This window comes from Vibrio qinghaiensis (assembly GCF_002257545.1).
Taxonomy (GTDB): domain Bacteria; phylum Pseudomonadota; class Gammaproteobacteria; order Enterobacterales; family Vibrionaceae; genus Vibrio; species Vibrio ordalii.
Map to the genome: position 1 here is coordinate 1,059,312 of NZ_CP022741.1, position 21,818 is coordinate 1,081,129.

Sequence of the window (21,818 nt, forward strand, 5' to 3'; positions counted from 1 at the left end):
GATGGGCTTGAACTTTATTGGTTAAGCCCATTTTGTTTTTCGTCTACGATTAAGGTTTTCATGTCAATTATTTTAGGTATAGATCCCGGCTCGCGAATCACAGGTTATGGTGTGATCAGGCAGCATGGACGATATTTGTACTATCTTGGTAGTGGATGTATTCGTACATCCGAAAAAGAGTTACCTGGTCGGCTCAAGCAAATTTACGCTGGTGTGACGGAAATCATCACACAATTTCAGCCTGATGCTTTTGCCATCGAGCAAGTCTTTATGGCAAAGAATGCGGACTCAGCACTCAAACTCGGGCAAGCAAGGGGCAGTGCTATTGTGGCGGCGGTTAATGCAGATCTTCCAGTCTATGAATATGCCGCTCGACTGGTTAAACAATCTGTAGTTGGTACGGGTAGTGCTGATAAAGCGCAGGTGCAACATATGGTCCAGCAAATGCTTAAATTATCGGCTAAGCCACAAGCGGATGCCGCCGATGCTTTGGGTGTGGCAATTTGTCATGCGAATACCAATAAAACCTTGATTGCCTTAGCTGGGCGGGCAAGCAGTGCTAAAAAAGGCCGATATCGCTGAAAAACCGATCTCGAGCGAGGTGGTATTTTTTCTACTGGCTATACATCCAGTTATTTATTATCATCCAAGTCAAATAACCTCATTTCTCTAAGGAATTTCCTGTGATTGGACGTCTTCGCGGCATTCTGATTGAAAAGCAACCTCCAGAGCTACTGATTGAAGTCGCTGGCATTGGTTATGAAGTCCAAATGCCAATGAGTTGCTTCTATGAACTCCCTAAATTAGGCGAAGAAGCGGTCATTTATACCCATTTTGTGGTTCGAGAAGATGCGCAGCTTTTATATGGTTTCAACACGGTAAAAGAGCGAGCTTTATTTCGTGAAGTGATTAAAGCGAATGGCGTCGGGCCAAAATTAGGCTTGGGTATTTTGTCCGGAATGACGGCCGGACAATTTGTTTCATGCGTTGAGCGTGAAGATATCTCCACATTAGTTAAGCTTCCTGGGGTGGGTAAAAAAACCGCTGAACGTTTGGTTGTTGAGATGAAAGATAGGTTGAAAGGTTGGGGAGCTGGCGACCTTTTCACTCCCGCTACTGACGCTGCGCCAGTCGATAACAATTCCTTGGAAGCGCTCACGAGCAATGCGGAAGAAGAAGCGATCAGTGCGTTACTTTCTTTGGGTTATAAGCCTCAACAGGCTTCTAAAGTAGTGGCGCAAGTAATGAAAGCTGGCATGACCAGCGAAGCGCTGATTAAAGAAGCCCTGAGAGCAATGGTATGATTGAAGCTGATCGCTTAATTGCCCCTGATAGTCCTATTTTTAAAGATGAAGATATTATTGATCGCGCGATTCGTCCCAAAAAATTAGCGGATTATCGTGGTCAAGATCATGTGCGCAATCAGATGGAAATCTTTATTAAAGCGGCACAAATGCGCAGCGAGCCACTCGACCACCTCCTGATTTTTGGCCCTCCAGGGCTTGGAAAAACAACATTAGCTAATATCGTTGCCAATGAGATGGAAGTGAATATCCGCACAACTTCCGGCCCGGTATTGGAAAAAGCAGGAGATTTAGCGGCATTACTGACCAACCTTGAAGAGAACGACGTTCTTTTTATTGATGAAATTCATCGTTTAAGTCCGGTGGTTGAAGAAATTCTCTATCCCGCAATGGAAGATTACCAGCTCGATATTATGATTGGCGAAGGCCCAGCCGCTCGTTCCATTAAAATCGATTTACCTCCTTTTACGCTGATTGGGGCAACAACTCGCGCTGGCTCGTTAACCTCTCCCTTGCGAGATCGTTTTGGTATCGTGCAGCGTCTTGAGTATTACAAAATTGATGATCTACAGTACATAGTCCAAAGAAGCGCGGACTGTTTAGGATTGTCGATGGAAGCGGATGGTGCACTTGAGGTAGCAAGGCGTGCAAGAGGTACCCCTCGGATTGCAAACCGTTTACTGCGTCGAGTTCGAGATTACGCTGAAGTGAAAGGCAACGGGCACATATGTATAGAGACTGCAGATAAAGCGCTAAATATGTTGGATGTTGATAGCCAAGGTTTTGACTATATGGATAGAAAGCTATTGCTAGCGATCATGGACAAATTTGGCGGTGGTCCTGTTGGTCTCGATAACCTAGCCGCTGCAATCGGTGAAGAAAAAGATACCATTGAAGATGTGTTAGAACCCTTTCTTATCCAACAAGGTTATTTACAACGGACCCCAAGGGGGCGAATGGCGACCGATCGCGCTTACCTTCACTTCGGAATTGAAAAATAAGTTTGCAGTTCATTGTTGCTTTTTCTCGATAGTTACAAAGTGTGACCCATGTCTTCTTTATGGCATTTTTTTACCACCGAAGAGTTAATAATATGGAGTGCGTTGTTAACTCTCTGTGTGATTCGTTGTCCTAACCTCTAGCTCCTTCACTAAATGCTTACAATAATTTCATTCTTCCTTTGATGTAGATCATTTTGTTCTTTTTTTGTTCAGGTTTGCCGTGTAAAAATTGATATAAATCAAGGTATTTTTCTCCTATAAACCTTTTGAAACAACTTGTAATTAGCAGTAGTATTAGCCCTAGCTATATTAGCTGATGCTTAACAATTAACTAACCATAACGGTACATGCTCGCAACAAAAATCCGAAATTTTCCAACATTTGGTGAGTTTTTATCACTGATGAATTTAAGGGTTTTAACCAGCTCAGCATGTCAAAAGTGTCATTCAGCCGGCACAAAGGAGTTACCATGATTGACGTCGTTGATCTATCGCGGTTGCAGTTTGCACTGACAGCGATGTATCACTTCCTGTTCGTTCCATTGACTCTAGGTATGGCTTTTCTTTTAGCCATCATGGAATCTTTGTATGTAATGACTGATAAGCAAATCTATAAGGACATGACAAAGTTCTGGGGTAAGCTTTTTGGTATTAACTTTGCCCTTGGTGTGGCCACAGGCCTCACTATGGAGTTCCAGTTCGGTACAAACTGGTCATACTATTCCCACTATGTAGGTGACATTTTTGGCGCCCCTCTTGCGATTGAAGCACTTGTAGCCTTCTTTTTAGAATCAACCTTTGTCGGTTTGTTCTTCTTTGGCTGGGATAGACTATCAAAACGCCAGCACTTGGGCGTGACTTGGCTAGTTGCGCTGGGGTCTAATTTCTCGGCACTTTGGATTTTGATTGCGAATGGTTGGATGCAAAACCCAGTCGGCGCAGAATTCAATTTTGAAACCATGCGTATGGAAATGGTCAGTTTTGCTGAAGTCGTTTTCAACCCAGTTGCTCAAGTGAAATTTGTGCATACCGTCGCTTCTGGCTATACCACGGGTGCGATGTTTATTTTAGGAATTAGTTCTTACTACCTACTGAAAGGTCGCGATATCGCTTTTGCCCGTCGTTCATTTGCTATTGCCGCGTCATTCGGTATGGCTGCCATTTTGTCTGTAATTGTACTTGGTGATGAATCAGGTTATGAAGTCGGCGAAGTTCAAAAAGTAAAACTTGCGGCGATTGAAGCAGAGTGGCACACAGAACCCGCACCCGCTGCTTTCACCTTGTTTGGTTTGCCAAATCAAGATGAGATGCACACCGACTATGCGATCAAAATTCCTTATTTAATGGGGATTATCGCTACGCGCTCTCTCGACACCGAAGTCACAGGGTTGCGTGATTTGCGCGATGATCACGTCGATCGCATCCGTAACGGTATGTATGCCTATGGTTTACTAGAAAAACTTCGTGCGGGTGAAAAATCTCAAGCAAATATGGATGCATTTGACGAAGTGAAAGGTGACTTAGGTTATGGTTTACTTCTGAAGCGCTATACCGACAAAGTGACTGATGCAACGGAAGAGCAAATTCAAGCCGCCGCTGATGATTCAATTCCAACCGTATGGCCGCTATTCTGGTCATTCCGTTTGATGGTCGGTGTCGGTTTTGTGATGTTGTTTGTATTTGGTGCGGCATTTGTTCAAACCTGCCGTCAAAAAATCGAGCAGAAACCATGGGTTCTTAAAGCGGCATTATTCAGTATTCCTCTGCCGTGGATTGCGATTGAAGCGGGTTGGTTTGTTGCTGAATATGGCCGTCAGCCATGGGCGGTTGGTGAAATATTACCGACCAATGTTGCCGCTTCTGCACTAACTCTTGGCGAATTATGGACTTCACTGTTCGCGATTCTTGCACTGTACACTGTGTTCTTGATTGCTGAAGTTTACTTGATGGTTAAATTTGCTCGTAAAGGGCCTAGCAGCCTGAAAACTGGTCGTTATCACTTTGAGCAAAACGCAAACTCTGTTGAAGACAAAGTTAGCCGTCAAGTTGAAGCATAAGGCAGGGAGATAGAATAATGTTTGATTACGAAATCTTGCGACTAATTTGGTGGGTGCTGATCGGCGTACTGCTGGTTGGTTTTGCAATCACGGATGGTTTTGATATGGGCGTTGGTGCTCTTGTTCCTGTCATTGGTAAAAATGACAGTGAACGTCGTGTCATGATCAACTCGATTGCCCCACACTGGGATGGTAACCAAGTTTGGCTTATCACGGCAGGTGGCGCACTGTTTGCGGCTTGGCCGTTAGTCTATGCGACATCATTTTCCGGATTTTATTTGGCGATGATTGTTACATTGGCTGCATTATGGCTTCGTCCGATTGGTTTGGATTACCGTTCAAAAATTGAAGATCCAAAGTGGCGTAATACTTGGGATATCTGTATTTCAATTAGTGGTTTTGTACCACCAGTCATCTTTGGTGTTGCCTTTGGCAACTTACTACAAGGCGTACCATTCCAACTTAGTGATTTCTTGATGCCAACGTATCACGGTTCATTTTTTGGTCTGTTGAACCCATTTGCTCTGCTTTGTGGCTTAGTTAGCTTGTTTATGATTATTTTACAAGGTGCCGCTTGGCTACAGATGAAAACCACCGATGAGCTGCATACACGCGCTCGTGGTGTTGCTCAACTGATGGGTTTGTTGGTTACTGTTACTTTTGTCGCCGCAGGTTTTTGGATCCAAAATATCGATGGTTATGTGATTACCAGCGTCATTGATACACATGCGGCATCAAACCCACTCAATAAAGAAGTGATACGTGAAGCAGGGGCATGGATGGCTAATTTCAACGCTTATCCATTACTATGGATAGCGCCAGCTTTGGGTGTTGTCATGCCACTAATTGCTGTGTTGGCGTCGCGTTTTGAAAAAGGAGGTCTCGCATTCTTGGCTTCTAGCTTAGCCAATGCGGGTGTAATTTTCACCGCTGGTTTTGCTATGTTCCCATTTATCATGCCTTCAAGCTTAGTACCAAGTAACAGTTTGACCATGTGGGACTCAACATCGAGTGAATTGACGTTGAACTTAATGACAGTAGTTGCTTTTGTAATGGTACCTATCATTCTTGGTTACACCACTTGGACTTACTACAAGATGTTTGGTCGTCTTGATAGCAAGTTTATTGAAGAAAACAAAAACTCACTTTACTAAGGAGCATAGATATGTGGTATTTCGCATGGATTCTAGGTGTGCTTTTAGCGTGTGCATTTGGCATTATCAACGCTCTTTGGTTAGAGCATTCTGAAATGATGGACAAAGACCGTGAGTAAACTTGCTTTGCAAGTCACTGAATACCATAAACCGCTTGATAAGACTCTGTTCAGAGTCTTATCGCTTGTGCTTGGTTTTTATCATGTTGCCATGATTATGTGGGATCCTGAGCTTTATTCTCAGAGCATTGGTGGTTTTAACGTGGTTATTTCACCACTCATGATATGGGCGCTGTGTGCAAGTATGGTTTTTGGTGTTGGTTTTAGACCACGCAAATGGTTTTGGCAATTATTGTTTAGCCCCTACATTTCATTATCGATCTTAATTTATCTAACGACTATTCGACTAGTTTGATATTTACTATGTATGAATAGCCTATCGAAGGTTGATTAAGGACCCACATTAGTGCTGCCTCTTTGAGACAGCACTAATTTTTTGTTTCAAGTTTTGTAAAAGTCCACTCAATGCTTGTACTAACGCCAATGAGTTGCGTTATAGTACTTACCTAAATCTGTATGTATGTTGGAACCTTTGTGCAAAATACAGCTTCAGCCTTTTCCTTTTATTGGCCTGTGACGATTTACTATGAAGATACGGATGCTGGCGGTGTCGTCTATCACTCAAACTATCTTAAATTCTTTGAACGAGCCCGAACCGAAATGTTACGTGCAGTTGGAGTGTCTCAGCAGACGCTTTTGCAGCAGAACATCGGCTTTGTGGTCAGACACGTTGACATCGATTTTCTACAAGCTGCACGTTTAGACGATATGCTGACGGTAAAAACCGTAATTTCGGCTTTGAAAAAAGCTTCTTTGCTCTTCTGTCAAGAGCTCGTCAATCCTGAAGGCAAAGTATTGTGTAAAGCAATAGTTAAGGTAGCATGCATCGACAATAAAAACATGAGACCAAAAGCGATGCCTCAATCAATTATTTTGGAGTTAACCCATAGTGACTGCTGATATCTCAATTCTCGATCTGTTTTTGCAAGCCAGCTTATTGGTCAAGATGGTGATGCTAATCCTTTTGGGGATGTCTATCGTTTCATGGGCGATGATCATCAAACGCAGCAAAGTACTTTCCTTAGCGGAAAAAAATGCTGAAGCTTTCGAAGATAAGTTTTGGTCTGGTACTGACTTATCTGTTATTTATCAAGACGTAAAAAAGCGTAAAGATGAACTTTTGGGTACAGAAGAGATTTTTTATTCTGGTTTTACCGAATTTGCACGTTTACGCAAGACTAACGCCACTTCACCCGATTTCATCATGGAAGGCACGGGACGTGCGATGCGAGTTGCCGTTGCAAGAGAGGTGGACGAGTTAGAAACCAGTTTGCCATTTCTAGCGACTGTGGGGTCTATCAGCCCGTACATTGGATTATTTGGTACGGTATGGGGTATCATGCACTCTTTTATTGCATTAGGTGCAGTGAAGCAAGCAACATTAGCAATGGTGGCTCCAGGTATTGCGGAGGCGCTGATTGCGACGGCAATGGGTTTGTTTGCGGCGATTCCTGCTGTAATGGCTTATAACAGTTTAAGCAACAAAGTCAGTAAATTAGAGCATAATTACGCCACATTCTCTGAAGAGTTTCATAGTATTCTTCATCGCCAAGCGATGGCCGGTAGGGAATAGACAATGGTTGGTTACCAGCGTAAAAAGCGCAAGTTAACAGCCGAGATTAACGTTGTTCCCTATATCGACGTTATGCTCGTGTTGCTGATTATTTTTATGGTGACATCGCCGTTTGTGACCCAAGGAGTTGATGTAGAACTTCCTAAAACCACTACGGCAAAGTCGACGTCGGATCTGAAAGGTGATAGTGATAGCAGCTTTATCATTGTGGAGATCGATAAAGAAGGCCGCCTCGGGCTGAGCGTAAATGATGATGAGGTCGAGCGGGGTCTTTCGCTACAAGATGTCATTATCAGAGTTAAAGCTGAATTGTCGTTGAAACCGGATTCACCGGTTGCGGTTGGTGGTGATGCAGCAACGCCTTATGCAGAAGTGATACTGGTTCTGGATGAATTGAATCGTGCGGGTATTTCAAAAGTAGGTTTGCTAACCGAAATTAAAGGATAGTTTGTACTGTTCATGAAAGATCATAAATCCAAAAAAAGCGATTACAAAAAGCCCATCATTATCTCGGCTGCTTTGCATATAGTGTTGATCACTGCTTTGTTATGGGGATCGGATTTTAACCTAACTAAGCCCGAGCCTGTAGGGCCGATGGTTCAAGCCGTGGTGATTGACCCACAATTGGTACAAAAACAGGCACAGCAAATTCGTAATCAGCGTGAGGCCGTCGCCAAAAAAGAGCAGGATCGGCTGGATAAGTTACGCCGCGAAAGTGAGCAGTTGGAAAAAAGCCGCAAAGCGGAAGAAGAGAATATTCGCCAATTAAAAGAGCAACAAGCTCAGGAAGCCAAAGCGGCCAGAGAAGCTGAAAAGCAACGTGCCGCAAAAGAACAAGAGCGTAAAGTAGCAGAAGAGCGAGCCCGTAAAGAAAAAGATCGAGCATTAAAAGCAGAAACGGAACGCAAGATAAAAGAAGAAGCAGTTAAAAAAGCGGAACAGGAGCGCATTGTTAAAGAGGCTGAAATTGCGAAAGCGGAAAAAGAACGCATTGTCCGCGAAAAAGAAGCTGAGCAGGCCAAAGAGAAAGCTCGTAAAGAGCGTGAAGCCGCAGAGCGAGCCGAGAAAGAGCGAATAGCCAAAGAACAAGAAGCGAAAAAAGCGGCCGAGAATGCAAAAAAAGAGAAAGCACGCTTGGAGAGATTGGAACGCGAACGCAAAGAACAAGAAGCGGCACTGAACAACATTTTTTCCGGGTTAGAATCAGAAGCCGAGCAAAATAGCTCAGCTCGTTCTCAATTTGTAATGAGTGAAGCTCAGCGATATGGAGCAATTTATGTGCAGCTCATTCAACAAAATTTGCTGCTTGAAGAGAGTTTTAAAAGCAAACAGTGCAAAGTGAACCTGCGGCTTATTCCTACGGGAACGGGAGCGGGAGCGGTACTCGGGAATCTAAGCATTATTGAGGGAGACTCTAGGCTATGCGCGGCGACAAAACGTGCTGTTGCGCAGGTGGGCACATTTCCACTTCCTAAAGATGATCTTGATGTAGTCAATAAATTGAAAAACATTAATTTAACTGTAGACCCAAATTAAAAGGAAAAGCTTGTGTTAAAGCGATTGATGTTAGGATGCCTACTTACCATTATAAGTAGCGTACAGCTCGCCAACGCCGCATTGGAGCTTGTGATAACCGACGGTATCAATTCAGCAAGGCCGATTGCTATCGTACCGTTTAAGTGGGAAGGTAAAACAAAATTACCACAGGATATTTCTGCGGTGATCGCGTCAGACTTACAGCGTAGTGGTAAATTCAGTCCAATCGATACTAATAAAATGCCACAAACCCCTTACAATGAAACCGATGTCAAGTTTGATGCTTGGACCAGCATCGGCGTTGATGCTTTGCTCACGGGTAGCATTACGCAAAATGCTGAAGGTAACTATGTCATCAACTATCAGTTAGTGGATGTGGTCCGTGGGCAATTGACGCAAGGGCAAAGTAAGGCATTAAGTAATGATGGGCAGTTGGTACTCTCTAAAGATCACGTGTTATTTAATAAAGTTGCTACCGTACCCGCCAATCGTATGCGTGAGTATGCGCACCGAATTTCAGATTTAGTCTACCAAGAACTTACGGGCGATAAGGGTGCCTTTCTTACTCGCATTGCCTACGTGGTGGTCAATGACGATGAGCAATATCCTTACCAGCTAAGAGTTGCCGACTATGACGGTTACAATGAACGGTTGGTACTTCGTTCAAAGCAGCCTTTGATGTCGCCGACTTGGTCACCTGATGGCAAGCAACTGGCGTACGTGAGCTTCCAAAACGGCCAAGCGGAAATATTCATCATGAATATTTATACTGGTGAAAGAGAGAAAGTGACCTCGTACCCACGCCATAATGGGGCACCAAGGTTCTCGCCAGATGGGAAAACCCTCGCCTTGGTGTTGTCTAAAACGGGCAGCTTACAGGTTTATACTCTGGACTTGGCAACCAAGAAGCTGAAACAAATAACGAGTGGCAGATCAAATAATACAGAACCGTTCTGGCATCCTGATGGTAAATCGCTAATATTTACTTCGGATCGGGGTGGTAAACCACAGATATATCAAGTAAATTTATTTGGCGGTTCTACCAATCGTCTGACATGGCAAGGCACTCAGAACTTAGGTGGTCAAATCACACCTGATGGCCGATTCCTTGTTATGGTAAACCGAAGTAATTCGGGTTTTAATCTGGCGAAACAGGATTTGGAAACAGGTTCAGTGCAAATTCTAACAAAGACTTTGCTCGATGAATCTCCAAGTATTGCACCCAATGGTGGTATGGTCATATACAGTTCTATTTATAACAAAGCGAATGTACTTTCGATGGTGTCTATAGATGGGCGTTTCAAAGCTAGATTACCGGCAACAAATGGTCGCGTTAGGGCTCCTGCGTGGTCTCCGTTTTTATAGCAAGTAAGTATCAAAAAGTAAGGAAAAAAAATGCAACTTAATAAAGTTCTTAAAGGGCTGCTGATTGCGCTACCAGTACTTGCAGTAACTGCATGTAGTTCAAGCGATGAAGCGACTAACGCTTCTGGTACTCAAACTAACCAGTCTACTTCAGGTTCAGCAAACAGCGTCGATACAACCGTAGTTTCTCCAATTGATGCGAATGGCCAACTCGCTGAACAAGAGCTAAAGGAACAAGCTCTTCGTGAAACCCAAACCATCTATTTCGCATTTGACAACGCGACAATTGCTGGTGATTACGAAGATATGCTTGCTGCACACGCGGCTTACCTAAGCAAAAATTCAGCAATGAAAGTTACCATCGAAGGCCATGCTGACGAACGTGGTACGCCTGAATATAACATCGCGCTAGGTGAGCGTCGTGCACAAGCTGTAGCAAAATATCTACAAGCGCTAGGTGTACAAGCTGACCAAATCTCGATCGTTAGTTACGGTGAAGAGAAGCCACTTCTTCTTGGGCAATCTGAAGAAGTGTATGCGAAGAACCGCCGCGCGGTTCTCGTATACTAATCGAGGAATTGCCTCATGTTCAGTAACTTTAAGCGAATTGTAACGCTTACGTTACTGGCAAGTGCAGCGGGTCAAGTGCCCGCTGCACCAGCTCCAGTAGCCGATCTTAGCAACAGCGTTTCAGTCAGCACATCTCGCGCTAAAAAACCATCATCTGAATCTGATGTGCAACGTCTTGAACGTCTGCTTGAAAACCGTAATAGTGTTCAACTTAAAATGCAGCAGCAGCTCGATGATATGGCACTTGAAGTCAGTGAACTACGTGGTCAGCTAGAACGTAACAGTTACGATATGCAGCAAATGTTGCAGCGTCAACGTGAACTCTTTATCGAGTTAGATCGCGTACGTGGCGAAATGAAGAATAAAACCACAAGTTCGTCACAGCCGACAGTTGACACTGATATTGCAGGAACGTTTAGCAGCAATGTTGATGAGCAAACCGCTTATCAAAATGCGGTTGATTTGATCCTAAAGAAAAGGGATTACAGCGGTGCTATTGCTGCGTTTCAGCAGTTCCAAAAAGATTACCCGGATTCTAATTTTGCCTCTAATGCCCATTATTGGCTAGGGCAGCTCTATTTTGCGAAAAAGCAAGATAAAGAAGCGGCGCAAAGTTTTGCTGCGGTGATCACTTACAGTGATTCTAACAAGCGTGCTGATGCGCTGGTTAAGTTGGGTGATATTGCCAAGCGCAATAATAACTTGGCACAAGCCAATAAGTACTATCAGCAAGTTGTCGATGAATATCCTAGTAGTGCATCGGCAAAGGTAGCTAAAGAGAATTTGAATTAATAGTAATTTGAGTTATTAAATCAGAGGCCGTAAGGCCTCTTTTCAAATATGCAATTTATGAATCACTTTTGATCCTTCGTTAGGTGCGGTGTACAATGCTCGGATTCTTGGAAGTTGCGTAGAGCAAGAGCAATGAGCCACATATTAGATACGATTGAAACTATTTATCCATTTCCGCCAAAGCCCATTCCACTGACGGTTGAGCAAAAACAAGCCTATACAGCAAGTATCAAACAACTCTTAAAAGAAAAAGATGCAGTACTGATTGCGCATTACTATACCGACCCTGAAATTCAAGCTCTTGCTGAAGAAACTGGTGGTTTTGTTGGTGATTCATTAGAGATGGCCAAGTTTGGTAATCGCCATCCTGCCAGTACATTGATCATCGCTGGTGTGCGCTTTATGGGCGAATCAGCAAAAATCTTAACCCCTGAAAAACGCATTTTAATGCCAACGTTAAAAGCAGAATGCTCTTTGGATCTAGGGTGCCCTGCCGATAAATTCACAGAATTTTGTGATGCACACCCAGATCATACCGTTGTTGTGTATGCAAACACATCGGCGGCGGTCAAAGCTCGTGCCGATTGGGTGGTGACATCAAGTATCGCGCTGGATATTGTCGAACACTTAGATGCGGAAGATAAACCGATTATTTGGGGGCCAGATCGCCATTTAGGCTCATACATCGAGAAAAAAACAGGTGCAAAGATGTTGCTCTGGCAAGGTGAATGCGTCGTTCACGACGAGTTCTCTGCCGATGCATTGCGTAAGATGAAAGCACTGTATCCCGATGCGGCCATCCTTGTACATCCAGAATCACCAGCCAGTGTGGTAGAACTTGCGGATGCTGTAGGCTCTACCAGCCAGTTGATTAAGGCAGCAAAATCCTTACCTCAACAGAAAATGATTGTGGCGACCGATAAAGGCATCTTTTTTAAGATGCAGCAGTTAGTCCCTGAGAAAGAATTAATTGAAGCACCGACGGCAGGAGCTGGGGCAACATGCAGAAGCTGCGCGCATTGTCCTTGGATGGCGATGAATGGTCTGCGAGCGATTGAGTCAGCTCTTATGGAAGGCGGTAAAGATCACGAAATCTTCGTCGATGAAGCCGTGAGAGTGAAATCACTCATCCCATTGAACCGTATGTTGGATTTTGCGGAACAGTTAAATTTGCAAGTCAAAGGGAATGCCTAATTCCTTTCGGCGGTAGTGGATGAAAAAAGGCTCTTATTCAGAGCCTTTTTTATCGCAAGCAAATTGATGTGAAATTAACGTTATTCGAAAATAAAACTATTCAAAAACACAGTTATTGCTCTAGCGCCAACTGAGCGCCGCGTTGCGTTAAGCCACACAACATCACCGGTATGGCCTGATAGATTTCTTCAAACTGGTCGAGTCCTTGCATACCTTGTTGGGAAAGTGTTGCCAAGGACGTCTCCGGATCATAAAGCATACTCAGCGAAAGGAGTACGCCCCCAAGTAGCGCATTGTCTTGGCTATCTTCAGGCATTAACGTTTCCCAATCATCACGCGTAAGTTGCCAACCTTGAAGAAAACCTTCACAAAAATCACGGACACGTTCAGTCACTATTTCTTGTTCATCGAGTGAGCAACCCACAGGCCAGCTCCATTGATTTTCGAGCAAAGCAGGGCGATAGTCATTCCACATTTCAACGATCAGTTGGAAATAGGTTTCTAGCTGTTTGCCTTCGCTAAATGGCGCGATCTCTTCTCCTCCCCATAGAAAAGGGAGCCATTCCTCTGGTGGGAGCAAGTTAGGCGCTGACGCCATGGATGCGACAAAACCTTGAGTTTTGGCCTCATTAAGCAATTTATCTTCTAGTTCGGGTTGGGTAAGGAGTTCTTGTAAATTCACAGCAGATCCCATCAGTTGCCGAGTGTATTTGCGTTCATTTTAACGTTAAAGCGATGCGATGTGCGAATTTTGCTGATAATTTGTTGGCTTTAGTGAGGTTTTACAACAATCAACATATTGCTCGCTAAGATTGTTCACTATAATTTGCACAAAAGAAAAAGTTGAAAGGATTTATGAGAGCACTTATTTCATTGAAGAGAAAGAGCATTATCGCTCTTGCTTTGTATCTCTGCTTTTTTATTGCGATCACAGGTAGCGTCACTTATTGGGTGGTCGAAGCGCCACTACGAGCTGAATTAAATCAGAATTTAGATCTTCGTGCGGAAGTACTATCAGCTCAAATCCGCGAACCTCTCAATCGTTCTATTGGCGTGCTCCAAAGCATAGTGAGCCTTGGACAAGCTGCAGCCAACCAAGCTGAGCAAGACAGAATGCTCTATTCGCTGTTCACTATACTTGATGATGTTGTCGTCAGTGGTGGACTATGGCCGAAACCCTATAGTATTAATGCATCGCAGCGATACAGTGGTCTGTTTTATAACCGAGCCGCTGATGGTCAAGTCGACAAACTACACTCTTGGAACAATCCAGAAGCACATGGCTACGATAACGAAGAGTGGTACAACGCAGTAAAAGAGAAGCCTGTTGGTAGTGTTGCATGGTCAGAAGTCTATGTAGATGCGTACACGCATGTTCAAATGATCACGGCTTCATCGCCCTATTACGTTAACGGTGAATTTGCTGGAGTAGCAACAGTCGATCTGTCATTGGCGGGGTTAGCCACATTTATTGCCAGTCAAGCGGAGCTTTATAACCTTGGCGTATCCTTAAGTGATTCGGGGGGATCCCTGATCACTGAACATAATTTTATAATACGTGAAGAAGCTAACGTAAGTCATTTCGGTTTTGGTGATTTTGAATGGCGAGTTGATGTTATTAATGCCCATCGGTTAGTGAATGACGAAGTGTTTGATCTGGTGATGAATATCGAACGGAGTATCATTCCAATCCTTTTAGTTTGCGTTATGATCGGTTATTACTTGATCAATCAATATGTGATCAAACCGATTACCATCATCGCCAAAAAAGTGAGTGATTCTAAACAAGGCGGTATTATTGATATGCCGTATCGAAGCCAAGATGAGATCCGCCAGCTTATCGATTCCTTTAACCAAAAAACCGTTTATCTTGAAGCGGAAAAAGTGAAAGCTCAAGCTTCGACTCAAGCCAAAAGTGCCTTCTTAGCGACCCTGTCACACGAAATCAGAACTCCAATGAATGGTGTTTTAGGAACCGCGCAAATCTTATTGAAAACAGAGCTTTCCCCAGAGCAGAGACAACACCTCAATAGTTTGTATGAATCGGGTGAGCACATGATGGTGCTGCTTAACGAAATTCTCGATTTCTCCAAGATTGAACAAGGGCGATTAGAACTTGATAACACCCGTTTCCCCTTGGATTCACTGATTGGTAGTATTAACAGTGTTTACCATACCTTATGCAATGAAAAAGGACTGCAGTTTAGGATTTACAGCGATATTGTTCACGATCGCTGGTATTACTCAGATAAAGCACGATTGAGACAGATTCTGTTTAATTTACTGAATAATGCGGTCAAGTTTACCTCTCACGGCTTTGTCGAAGTGACTCTAAAAGAGCAGCAGATGGAAGATAAACGGTATCTTTCTATTCGTGTACGAGATTCAGGGATTGGTATAGCAAAAGAGGCTCAGGAAAAAATATTCCGCCCATTTGAGCAGGCCGAATCATCGACGACAAGGCGTTTTGGTGGAACGGGGTTGGGCTTAGCGATTGTAAAACAAATTGTAGAGCTAATGGATGGGACAGTCACGGTAACCAGTGAGTTAGGAATTGGTACCAGTTTTCACGTTATGCTGGCGATAGAAACAACGGCGCCTGGGACCATTGAAGTCAAGCCACACCGCAAGCTTAATTACCAAGGGCTGAAAGCCCTTATCGTGGAAGATAACCGGACCAACTCTATCATCATCGAAACCTTTATGAAGAATAAAGGGTTTACATGCGATTGTGTTGAGAATGGTGAATTGGCAATTCAAGCGGTTGTTGGCGGGAATTATGACCTGATATTGATGGATAACCATATGCCCGTAATGGATGGTGTAGAAGCGGTGTCTGCGATTCGGATCTTAGTTGGGGAGCAACGTAATGTGCTCATTTTTGGTTGTACTGCTGATGTTTTCAAAGAAACACGTGAGCGAATGCTGTCGGCCGGCGCTGATTATATTGTCACCAAACCCATTGATGACAATGAATTAGATGATGCTCTTTTCCAATTTGTCGAAAAACTGTATCAATATCATCCAGAGTCCTCGATGCCGCTAAAGATAGGCTCTGCAGAGGAATCATTAGTGACGTTTTATATGGCCGTAGAAAATCAAAATATAGAACTTGCATTAGCCATGATTCAACGTTTGATACAGCAGTTGCCGGAGATTGAAAACACTCATATTCATCAAGTGTTACTCGACACCAAAACGAGCTTAGAAAAGCAGAACTTACCTACACAGCAACAAGTCGATCTGCTAACGGTGTTGCTTACCGATTTTTGCAATTAAATAACCATTTTGAGATTTAGCAAGAATGCGTTGTAACAAAAATTTAAAGAATAGCGTTAGATTCTAGTTTGCAATTTAAAATTGGTTATAAATTTACCTAAGTCAGTTGAATTTGGTCACTAAATCTACAAAATATATGTTCTAATTCCCTCATCATCTATCTTAATGCTGTTTTCTAGGTATCTGTACCGCTTATTGGTGTATTGGCTAGTTATATCTATTGTGTAGAGGGAAGTAATGAAAGCTCGTGGCCCATTTTGTATTCGTCATGCTGCGGCGGACACATTCGCAATGGTTGTTTTTTGCTTTATCTCAGGAATGCTCATTGAAATTTTTATCTCAGGAATGACTTTCGAGCAGTCGCTAGCATCACGTACACTGTCTATCCCAGTTAATATCGCAATAGCATGGCCTTATGGCGTATTTCGTGACTTTATTCTGCGCCAGGGACGTCAATGGTCTGAGACTGGCTTAATGAAGAATGTCTCGGATTTGGTTGCTTACGTTCTATTTCAATCTCCTGTCTATGCCGCCATTCTATGGGCTGTAGGCGCATCGACAGAGCAGATCATAACTGCAGTATCAAGCAATGCCATTGTGTCGTGTGGAATGGGTGTTCTCTATGGCTATTTTTTAGATATGTGCCGCCGTTGGTTCCGTGTCCCTGGCTATCATCGTAGCGCCTAATCGTGACACTCACTGAAGAAAGGCTTGTATTGAATTTCATCAAATAAGTCAATAAGTAGTCAAACGAACCAAAGTGGTGGGCTTTTTTATTATTTTGGCTTGACCTAATCCTATAGAATCATTAAATTAGCGCCTCGTTAGCCAAATGCGCTAACCACAATATAATTTGGTGAGTTGTCCGAGTGGCTTAAGGAGCACGCCTGGAAAGTGTGTATACGGCAACGTATCGAGAGTTCGAATCTCTTGCTCACCGCCATCTTATTGAAAAAAGACGTCTTAGGGCGTCTTTTTTCTTATTTAAAACTTCTTAAAATCAATAAATTATAGCCCGTATTCTTCCGTATTCTTCCGTATTCTTCCGTATTCTTCCGTATTCGTCTAGCCAAATCCATTGTTTCAAGTAATACCCAAAGCAATACAAAGGCGTTTTTCTGATGTGAGTATTACTTTTTGCCCTTTCTTATGCTGATATTAAATCATGATGTCTTTGTTTTTATTTAACAATGTTGGGTGTAAGTAATACCATGATTTTGAGGTTCTTCGGCGTTGTTCAGGTCTTACTTGAGGGATAGATGATGGCCTATAAATTGACGGTAAGACAGGTACAAAGCGCAAAACCTAAGGACAAGGTTTATCGATTATCGGATGGAGGTAATTTGTACTTTTGTCTACGGCTCAATAATTCGAGATCTTGGCAGTTTCGCTATACAAGGCCAGGACAAGATAAAGTGACTTACCTGTCTGTCGGCACTTACCCAGATATGAGTTTGGCGGAAGCGCGAGATAAAGCCTTAGAGTCAAGAAAGATGCGTGCAGAAGGCATCGTCCTCAGTTAACGAGAGAAGAACAAAAAGCCCAAGCGATTCTCGAGCAAAATGCGATTTTCCAGTTTGTTGCTGAACAATGGAAAGCGACGAAAGAGGGGAGAATCAAAGAAAAGACACTTCTGGGTAATTGGCGCAAGCTTGAACTTTACGCATTTCCAAAACTGGGGTCGATTCCAGTCACTAAGATTTCCGCACCGATTGCGATTGCAGCTCTTCGTCCTGTCGAAAAACGGGATTAAGAAGTGTTTCTTAATCAATTTATGTAAAACATGACGCTAGTAACGGACATTAACTACTGACAATAGAGCTAATGACCAACGAGTTTGGTATCTGGCGCAGAGCCGAGAAGTTGTTGTGCATAAGAAATTTCACTTTCTGTTACTGGTCCCAAAGCCGCATCGGAGACTAAGTGCGTTTTTGTGGCCTTCGAAGAGTCGGTGAGCTAATTTCAAAGATACACGGGTGCGAAATCATGCCACTCTTCAGGTAACTGAGAGTTAACTAAGCGAAATACTTTTCGTGTTTTTGGAGAAATATGGTGAACCGCAGAGCCGTAATGTTTGCGGTAGATGTGCTCTAACACTCCATGTTGTTCGAGTTTTTGTAACCCTTGCTCAAGGTATTTTTGCAGTTTGGCTTGGCTCGGATTCACATAAAAGACGATAGGCAAAGGGTAGAAAAGCATCAGGCTCGGCTCTATGGCGAGCCTAGCCGTCTCATGTGGATACTCATCTAGCAGGCTCTGTGCTTCGTTGATACCGAGCGGGATAAAATCACACAACCCTTCTTGTAGCAGTAAAAACTGTTGTGCCAGTGTGCCACGTTCCAAGACCTGAAAACCATTTTGCCGCAAGAGTTCGGCGTCTGCCCAAGTGCCGGGAATGCCAGCGATTCGCTGTTGCAACTCAGAGAGCGATAAGTGAGTAAACTGATCTTGTTCACTACGGCGTACAATCAAGACACGGCAACCCAAGATGCCGCCGCAAATGGCGTGAGGCACCATCAGGTATGTTCCTTTGGCAAATTTACGGTTGCCGGCGACCGTGGTAGTGAGATCGGTACCGAATGTAAAAATGCTGGCTTCATCGGAGGCGAGAGGATAGTCCGTGGCATCATGGACGATGTCACAAGGCAGTTGCTGTGCTTGCAGGACCGCACGCAGCACATCGAGTTCGTGCTCTTGTCGTATCCATGATTTGTTACCATTCCAGAAATTGAGCATAGTAAGTAACTCCAACTTGTAATCTAACCTTATCATTTCACAGAATATTTAAACAAGAAAGCGCTTTCTTAATTGTATGGAGAATTGTTCAAAAAATGGACAGCCATGATGATTCACACTCTTATCGGAGAATAAACGTTTGTTATGTCACAAAATTCATGACTGTTTTTATGTTGTAACCAATTGATTTTAATGACTTCTATTATTTTAGCTTAACGGGGGGTGATGTTAACTTATTGATAAGTATGAGTTAACTGAATCTGTGATCTCTGGTCGGTTTTATCCATCTCCATTTGAATAGTTGCCTGCAAAGGGGAAGAATCCATAAAAAGAAAGCGCTTTCTTTCTCGTTTTGCCATCAATAAAACCGTTATTGTACGCACAATGGGAAGTGCATCGAAAAATAATAAGAAATCGCTTTCATGGGGTGTAACTAAAACAAGGATAATGTGATGCAAAAGAAAACTCTGCTCGCTACTCTCGCTGCCGGCCTTATGTTAACTGCAACCGCGACCACTGCGGCTGAGGTTAAACAAGGCGGTACGTTGACAGTGCCAATCATCAACACGGGGTTTGTTGATAACTTCAACCCATATACCACTAAAGATCTGTTGCACGGAGTGATGTTTGAATCTCTGTTGGTATTCAATAACATGACGGGGAAAACGGATTTCCGTTTGGCAAAATCGGTTGCTTACTCGGACGACTTGAAAACCCTCACTCTGACACTGCGTGACGGCTTGAAATGGTCTGATGGCTCACCGCTCACGGCAGACGACGTGGTCTATAGCTTTATGCTCACCAAAGACGCGCCAGCGTTTGACCAAAAAGGGATTTGGTCTGCTAAGAACCTGCAAACCATCACTGCCAAAGACGCCACAACGGTGGTATTTAACCTGAATGAAGCGGACTCTACCTTCGTTTGGAACCTAGAGCGTTACCACATTGTTCCTAAGCACATCTGGTCAAAAGTGGCAGACTTAACCACCTTTACCAACCCAAATCCAGTGGGTAGCGGCCCGATGACGGTGGTGAAATACGTTAAACCGCAACAAATGGAATTGTGCCGTAACCCGAACTACTACCTTGAAGGTCGTCCATATCTTGATTGCGTCAACTTCCGCTCTTACAACGACAACTCGCAAATTCAACCAGCGTTGATCAAAGGAGAAATCGACTGGGGATCAAACTTCATTGCGGATGTGGAATCGACGTTTGTCGCGCAAGATAAAGCCAACAACCACTTCTGGTACCCAGCCAACGATGCGATTCACCTATACGTCAACACCAAGAAAGCGCCTTTTGATGACTTGCGTGTGCGTCAGGCATTGTCAATGGCTTTGGATCGCCAAGAGATTGTCGATATCGCTGCTTATGGCTACCCAACGCCAAACTACAACGTTGGCGGCATTGGTGAGCTGTACAAAACGCATATCGACCCTAAGATTGCGCAAAAATATGGTTATTTGACCCAATATAACCCAGAGAAAGCGAAACAGTTGCTAGAAGAAGCGGGCATTGTGGATCGCAATGGTGATGGTTTACGTGACAACAAAGATGGCTCAACGGTTCAGTTTGATATCGAAGTGGTGAATGGCTGGACCGACTGGATCCAAGTGGTGCAGATGGTCACGGAATACTTTGACGAAATCGGCATCAAAGCCAACGTGAAAACCGTGGACTGGGCGGTGTATGACGCTAACTTGAAAGAGAGCAAGTACACCATGTCGATCAACTGGTCGATGGTCGCCACCAACCCAATTTTGGCCTACCAAGAGTATTTCTCGACATCGCGTATCGGCAAAACATGGCACGCGGGCCACGGTGTGAACTCGCCAGAGATCGACAAGTTGATTGAAAGCTTCGGCAAAATCGGCGATGCGAAAAAGCAAGAAGCAATCCTTTCTCAATTGCAGAAATACACCGCAGAAAACCTACCATTTATTCCTCTGTTCTCTAACCCAACTTGGTTCCAATACAGCACCAAGAAGATTGTTGGTTGGCCAAATGCAGAAAACCCATATGTACAGCCAGTGTGGTATGACGGCGGTAAGCGAGTGATCATCCTCAACAACTTACACCTGAAATAAGTGGTTTGTGTTTTCAATTGTTAGGAGTCACCGCCACGGTGGTGGCTCCTAGGTTAAAAGGTGTGTTATGTCGTTTTTACTTCGCCGTTTTGGCTTTTATTTTACTGCCTTCCTGATTGCGATTTCATTCAACTTTATGTTGCCGCGCTTGATGCCTGGAGATCCGGTGGATGCTCTGTTTGCGGCAGCCCAAGGTCGAATGGATCCGGCTCAGATGGACGCAGTTCGTGAGATGTATGGTTTTGTCGATGGCAACCTGTTCGAGCAGTATCTGGCTTACATGAAAAGCGTGTTTACGCTTGAGCTTGGCCCTTCGGTACTGATGTTCCCTGTAAGCGTATCGGATGTGATTGCCATGGCGCTGCCATGGACCATGTTTCTTGCGCTGGGCTCTTTGATTGTCGCATTGATCATCGGTGTCAGCATTGGTACCTATGCGTCTTATCGTCGTGAAGGACTGTTTGGCCAAGTGGTGCCACCGGTGTTGGCCTTCATTAGTAACTTCCCTTATGTCGTCACCGCGCTGCTGCTGTTCTACTTCTTTGGGTTGAAGTTGGAATTGCTGCCGCTGGCGTACACCTACGACCCAGCGTTAGAACCGGGCTTTAACCTGGAATTTATTGGCAGCGTAGCGAAACACGCGGTGCTTCCAGTGGGTTCGATGGTGGTGGTCGGCATCGCGACGTGGGTGTTTAACATGCGCAACGCGATGATCAACGTGCTCGGTGAAGATTACGTCACCATGGCCGAAGCGAAAGGATTGAGCAGTTTCCGCGTGATGTATCGCTATGCTGGCCGCAACGCGATTTTGCCAGTGGCGACCGCAATTGCCATGGCGATCGGTTTCTCCTTCGCTGGTTCTATCATGACTGAAGTAGTATTCAACTACCAAGGGCTGGGCAACATTCTGCTGAAAGGGATTGTTGCGCGTGACTACCCGCTGATCCAAGCCATCTTGTTGATTCTCGTGACGGCAGTTTTAACGGCGAACTTTATTGCCGATCTGCTCTACGTCTGGCTTGACCCCCGCATTTCAAATTAAGGTGTAC

General features: G+C 44.1%; 21 protein-coding genes, 1 tRNA gene and 1 pseudogene. 21 read left to right on the top strand and 2 right to left on the bottom strand.

What is annotated here, in order from left to right:
- The first annotated feature begins 60 nt into the window (after positions 1-60).
- From ruvC to nadA, 15 genes are all read left to right on the top strand, one after another.
- Entirely contained in the window at positions 61-582 is a 522-nt protein-coding gene (gene ruvC / locus CCZ37_RS04970; protein WP_010319201.1) for a crossover junction endodeoxyribonuclease RuvC, read from the top strand.
- Positions 583-683: 101 nt separating this feature from the next.
- Positions 684-1,304, top strand: a complete 621-nt coding sequence (ruvA, locus tag CCZ37_RS04975; protein ID WP_094499914.1) for a Holliday junction branch migration protein RuvA — start codon at positions 684-686, stop codon at positions 1,302-1,304.
- Positions 1,301-2,305, top strand: coding sequence for a Holliday junction branch migration DNA helicase RuvB (ruvB, locus tag CCZ37_RS04980; RefSeq protein ID WP_017042275.1), 1,005 nt, complete (start codon positions 1,301-1,303; stop codon positions 2,303-2,305). Before ruvA ends, ruvB begins: the two co-directional genes overlap by 4 nt.
- 469 nt (positions 2,306-2,774) lie before the next feature.
- Complete coding sequence (cydA, locus tag CCZ37_RS04985; protein WP_094499915.1) at positions 2,775-4,361, top strand: cytochrome ubiquinol oxidase subunit I; 1,587 nt, start codon at positions 2,775-2,777, stop codon at positions 4,359-4,361.
- 17 nt (positions 4,362-4,378) lie between these two features.
- Positions 4,379-5,515, top strand: a complete 1,137-nt coding sequence (cydB, locus tag CCZ37_RS04990; protein ID WP_010319197.1) for a cytochrome d ubiquinol oxidase subunit II — start codon at positions 4,379-4,381, stop codon at positions 5,513-5,515.
- 11 nt (positions 5,516-5,526) lie between these two features.
- Complete coding sequence (gene cydX / locus CCZ37_RS04995; RefSeq protein WP_010319196.1) at positions 5,527-5,634, top strand: cytochrome bd-I oxidase subunit CydX; 108 nt, start codon at positions 5,527-5,529, stop codon at positions 5,632-5,634.
- Positions 5,627-5,929, top strand: a complete 303-nt coding sequence (ybgE, locus tag CCZ37_RS05000; protein WP_094499916.1) for a cyd operon protein YbgE — start codon at positions 5,627-5,629, stop codon at positions 5,927-5,929. Before cydX ends, ybgE begins: the two co-directional genes overlap by 8 nt.
- Positions 5,930-6,090: 161 nt before the next feature.
- Complete coding sequence (gene ybgC, locus CCZ37_RS05005) at positions 6,091-6,534, top strand: tol-pal system-associated acyl-CoA thioesterase (RefSeq protein WP_167372383.1); 444 nt, start codon at positions 6,091-6,093, stop codon at positions 6,532-6,534.
- On the top strand, positions 6,524-7,207 hold the full coding sequence (gene tolQ / locus CCZ37_RS05010) for a protein TolQ (protein ID WP_010319193.1): 684 nt from the start codon (positions 6,524-6,526) through the stop codon (positions 7,205-7,207). Before ybgC ends, tolQ begins: the two co-directional genes overlap by 11 nt.
- A gap of 3 nt (positions 7,208-7,210) precedes the next feature.
- The gene (tolR, locus tag CCZ37_RS05015; RefSeq protein WP_010319192.1) at positions 7,211-7,654 is read left to right on the top strand and encodes a protein TolR; all 444 of its coding nucleotides are present in this window, start codon (positions 7,211-7,213) and stop codon (positions 7,652-7,654) included.
- A 12-nt stretch (positions 7,655-7,666) separates the two neighbouring features.
- Positions 7,667-8,743 (top strand): cell envelope integrity protein TolA, encoded by a 1,077-nt coding sequence (tolA, locus tag CCZ37_RS05020; RefSeq protein WP_094499917.1) that lies wholly within the window; start codon positions 7,667-7,669, stop codon positions 8,741-8,743.
- A gap of 27 nt (positions 8,744-8,770) precedes the next feature.
- Positions 8,771-10,108 carry a Tol-Pal system beta propeller repeat protein TolB gene (gene tolB / locus CCZ37_RS05025; protein ID WP_415679662.1) on the top strand — a complete coding sequence of 446 codons (1,338 nt, stop codon included), beginning with the start codon at positions 8,771-8,773 and terminating at the stop codon, positions 10,106-10,108.
- A 30-nt stretch (positions 10,109-10,138) separates the two neighbouring features.
- Positions 10,139-10,678: a peptidoglycan-associated lipoprotein Pal gene (gene pal / locus CCZ37_RS05030; RefSeq protein WP_010319189.1), complete on the top strand. Its 540-nt coding sequence runs from the start codon at positions 10,139-10,141 to the stop codon at positions 10,676-10,678.
- Positions 10,679-10,693: 15 nt separating this feature from the next.
- A complete protein-coding gene (gene ybgF / locus CCZ37_RS05035) occupies positions 10,694-11,470 on the top strand; it encodes a tol-pal system protein YbgF (protein ID WP_094499918.1) in 777 nt (258 codons plus the stop codon).
- Between the two features lie 132 nt (positions 11,471-11,602).
- Entirely contained in the window at positions 11,603-12,664 is a 1,062-nt protein-coding gene (gene nadA, locus CCZ37_RS05040; RefSeq protein WP_026028138.1) for a quinolinate synthase NadA, read from the top strand.
- A gap of 112 nt (positions 12,665-12,776) precedes the next feature.
- Here nadA and CCZ37_RS05045 read toward each other — a convergent pair whose 3' ends face one another.
- A complete protein-coding gene (locus tag CCZ37_RS05045; protein WP_019283300.1) occupies positions 12,777-13,358 on the bottom strand; it encodes a UPF0149 family protein in 582 nt (193 codons plus the stop codon).
- A gap of 161 nt (positions 13,359-13,519) precedes the next feature.
- On the opposite strand from CCZ37_RS05045, the gene CCZ37_RS05050 reads away from it, so the two are divergent.
- From CCZ37_RS05050 to CCZ37_RS05065, 4 genes and pseudogenes are all read left to right on the top strand, one after another.
- Complete coding sequence (locus tag CCZ37_RS05050) at positions 13,520-15,943, top strand: hybrid sensor histidine kinase/response regulator (protein ID WP_208613931.1); 2,424 nt, start codon at positions 13,520-13,522, stop codon at positions 15,941-15,943.
- A 237-nt stretch (positions 15,944-16,180) separates the two neighbouring features.
- Positions 16,181-16,630 carry an L-alanine exporter AlaE gene (locus CCZ37_RS05055; RefSeq protein WP_094499920.1) on the top strand — a complete coding sequence of 150 codons (450 nt, stop codon included), beginning with the start codon at positions 16,181-16,183 and terminating at the stop codon, positions 16,628-16,630.
- Positions 16,631-16,798: 168 nt separating this feature from the next.
- Positions 16,799-16,886: transfer RNA gene (locus CCZ37_RS05060), tRNA-Ser, on the top strand.
- A gap of 319 nt (positions 16,887-17,205) precedes the next feature.
- Positions 17,206-17,690, top strand: a pseudogene (locus tag CCZ37_RS05065) (integrase arm-type DNA-binding domain-containing protein); the annotation flags it as partial.
- A gap of 215 nt (positions 17,691-17,905) precedes the next feature.
- Here the strand turns inward: CCZ37_RS05065 and CCZ37_RS05070 are convergent.
- Positions 17,906-18,679, bottom strand: coding sequence for a type 2 periplasmic-binding domain-containing protein (locus CCZ37_RS05070; protein WP_094499921.1), 774 nt, complete (start codon positions 18,677-18,679; stop codon positions 17,906-17,908).
- A gap of 452 nt (positions 18,680-19,131) precedes the next feature.
- On the opposite strand from CCZ37_RS05070, the gene CCZ37_RS05075 reads away from it, so the two are divergent.
- Positions 19,132-20,769 (top strand): ABC transporter substrate-binding protein, encoded by a 1,638-nt coding sequence (locus CCZ37_RS05075; protein WP_094499922.1) that lies wholly within the window; start codon positions 19,132-19,134, stop codon positions 20,767-20,769.
- Between the two features lie 67 nt (positions 20,770-20,836).
- Positions 20,837-21,811 (top strand): ABC transporter permease, encoded by a 975-nt coding sequence (locus CCZ37_RS05080; protein WP_010319054.1) that lies wholly within the window; start codon positions 20,837-20,839, stop codon positions 21,809-21,811.
- The last annotated feature ends 7 nt before the right edge of the window (positions 21,812-21,818 follow it).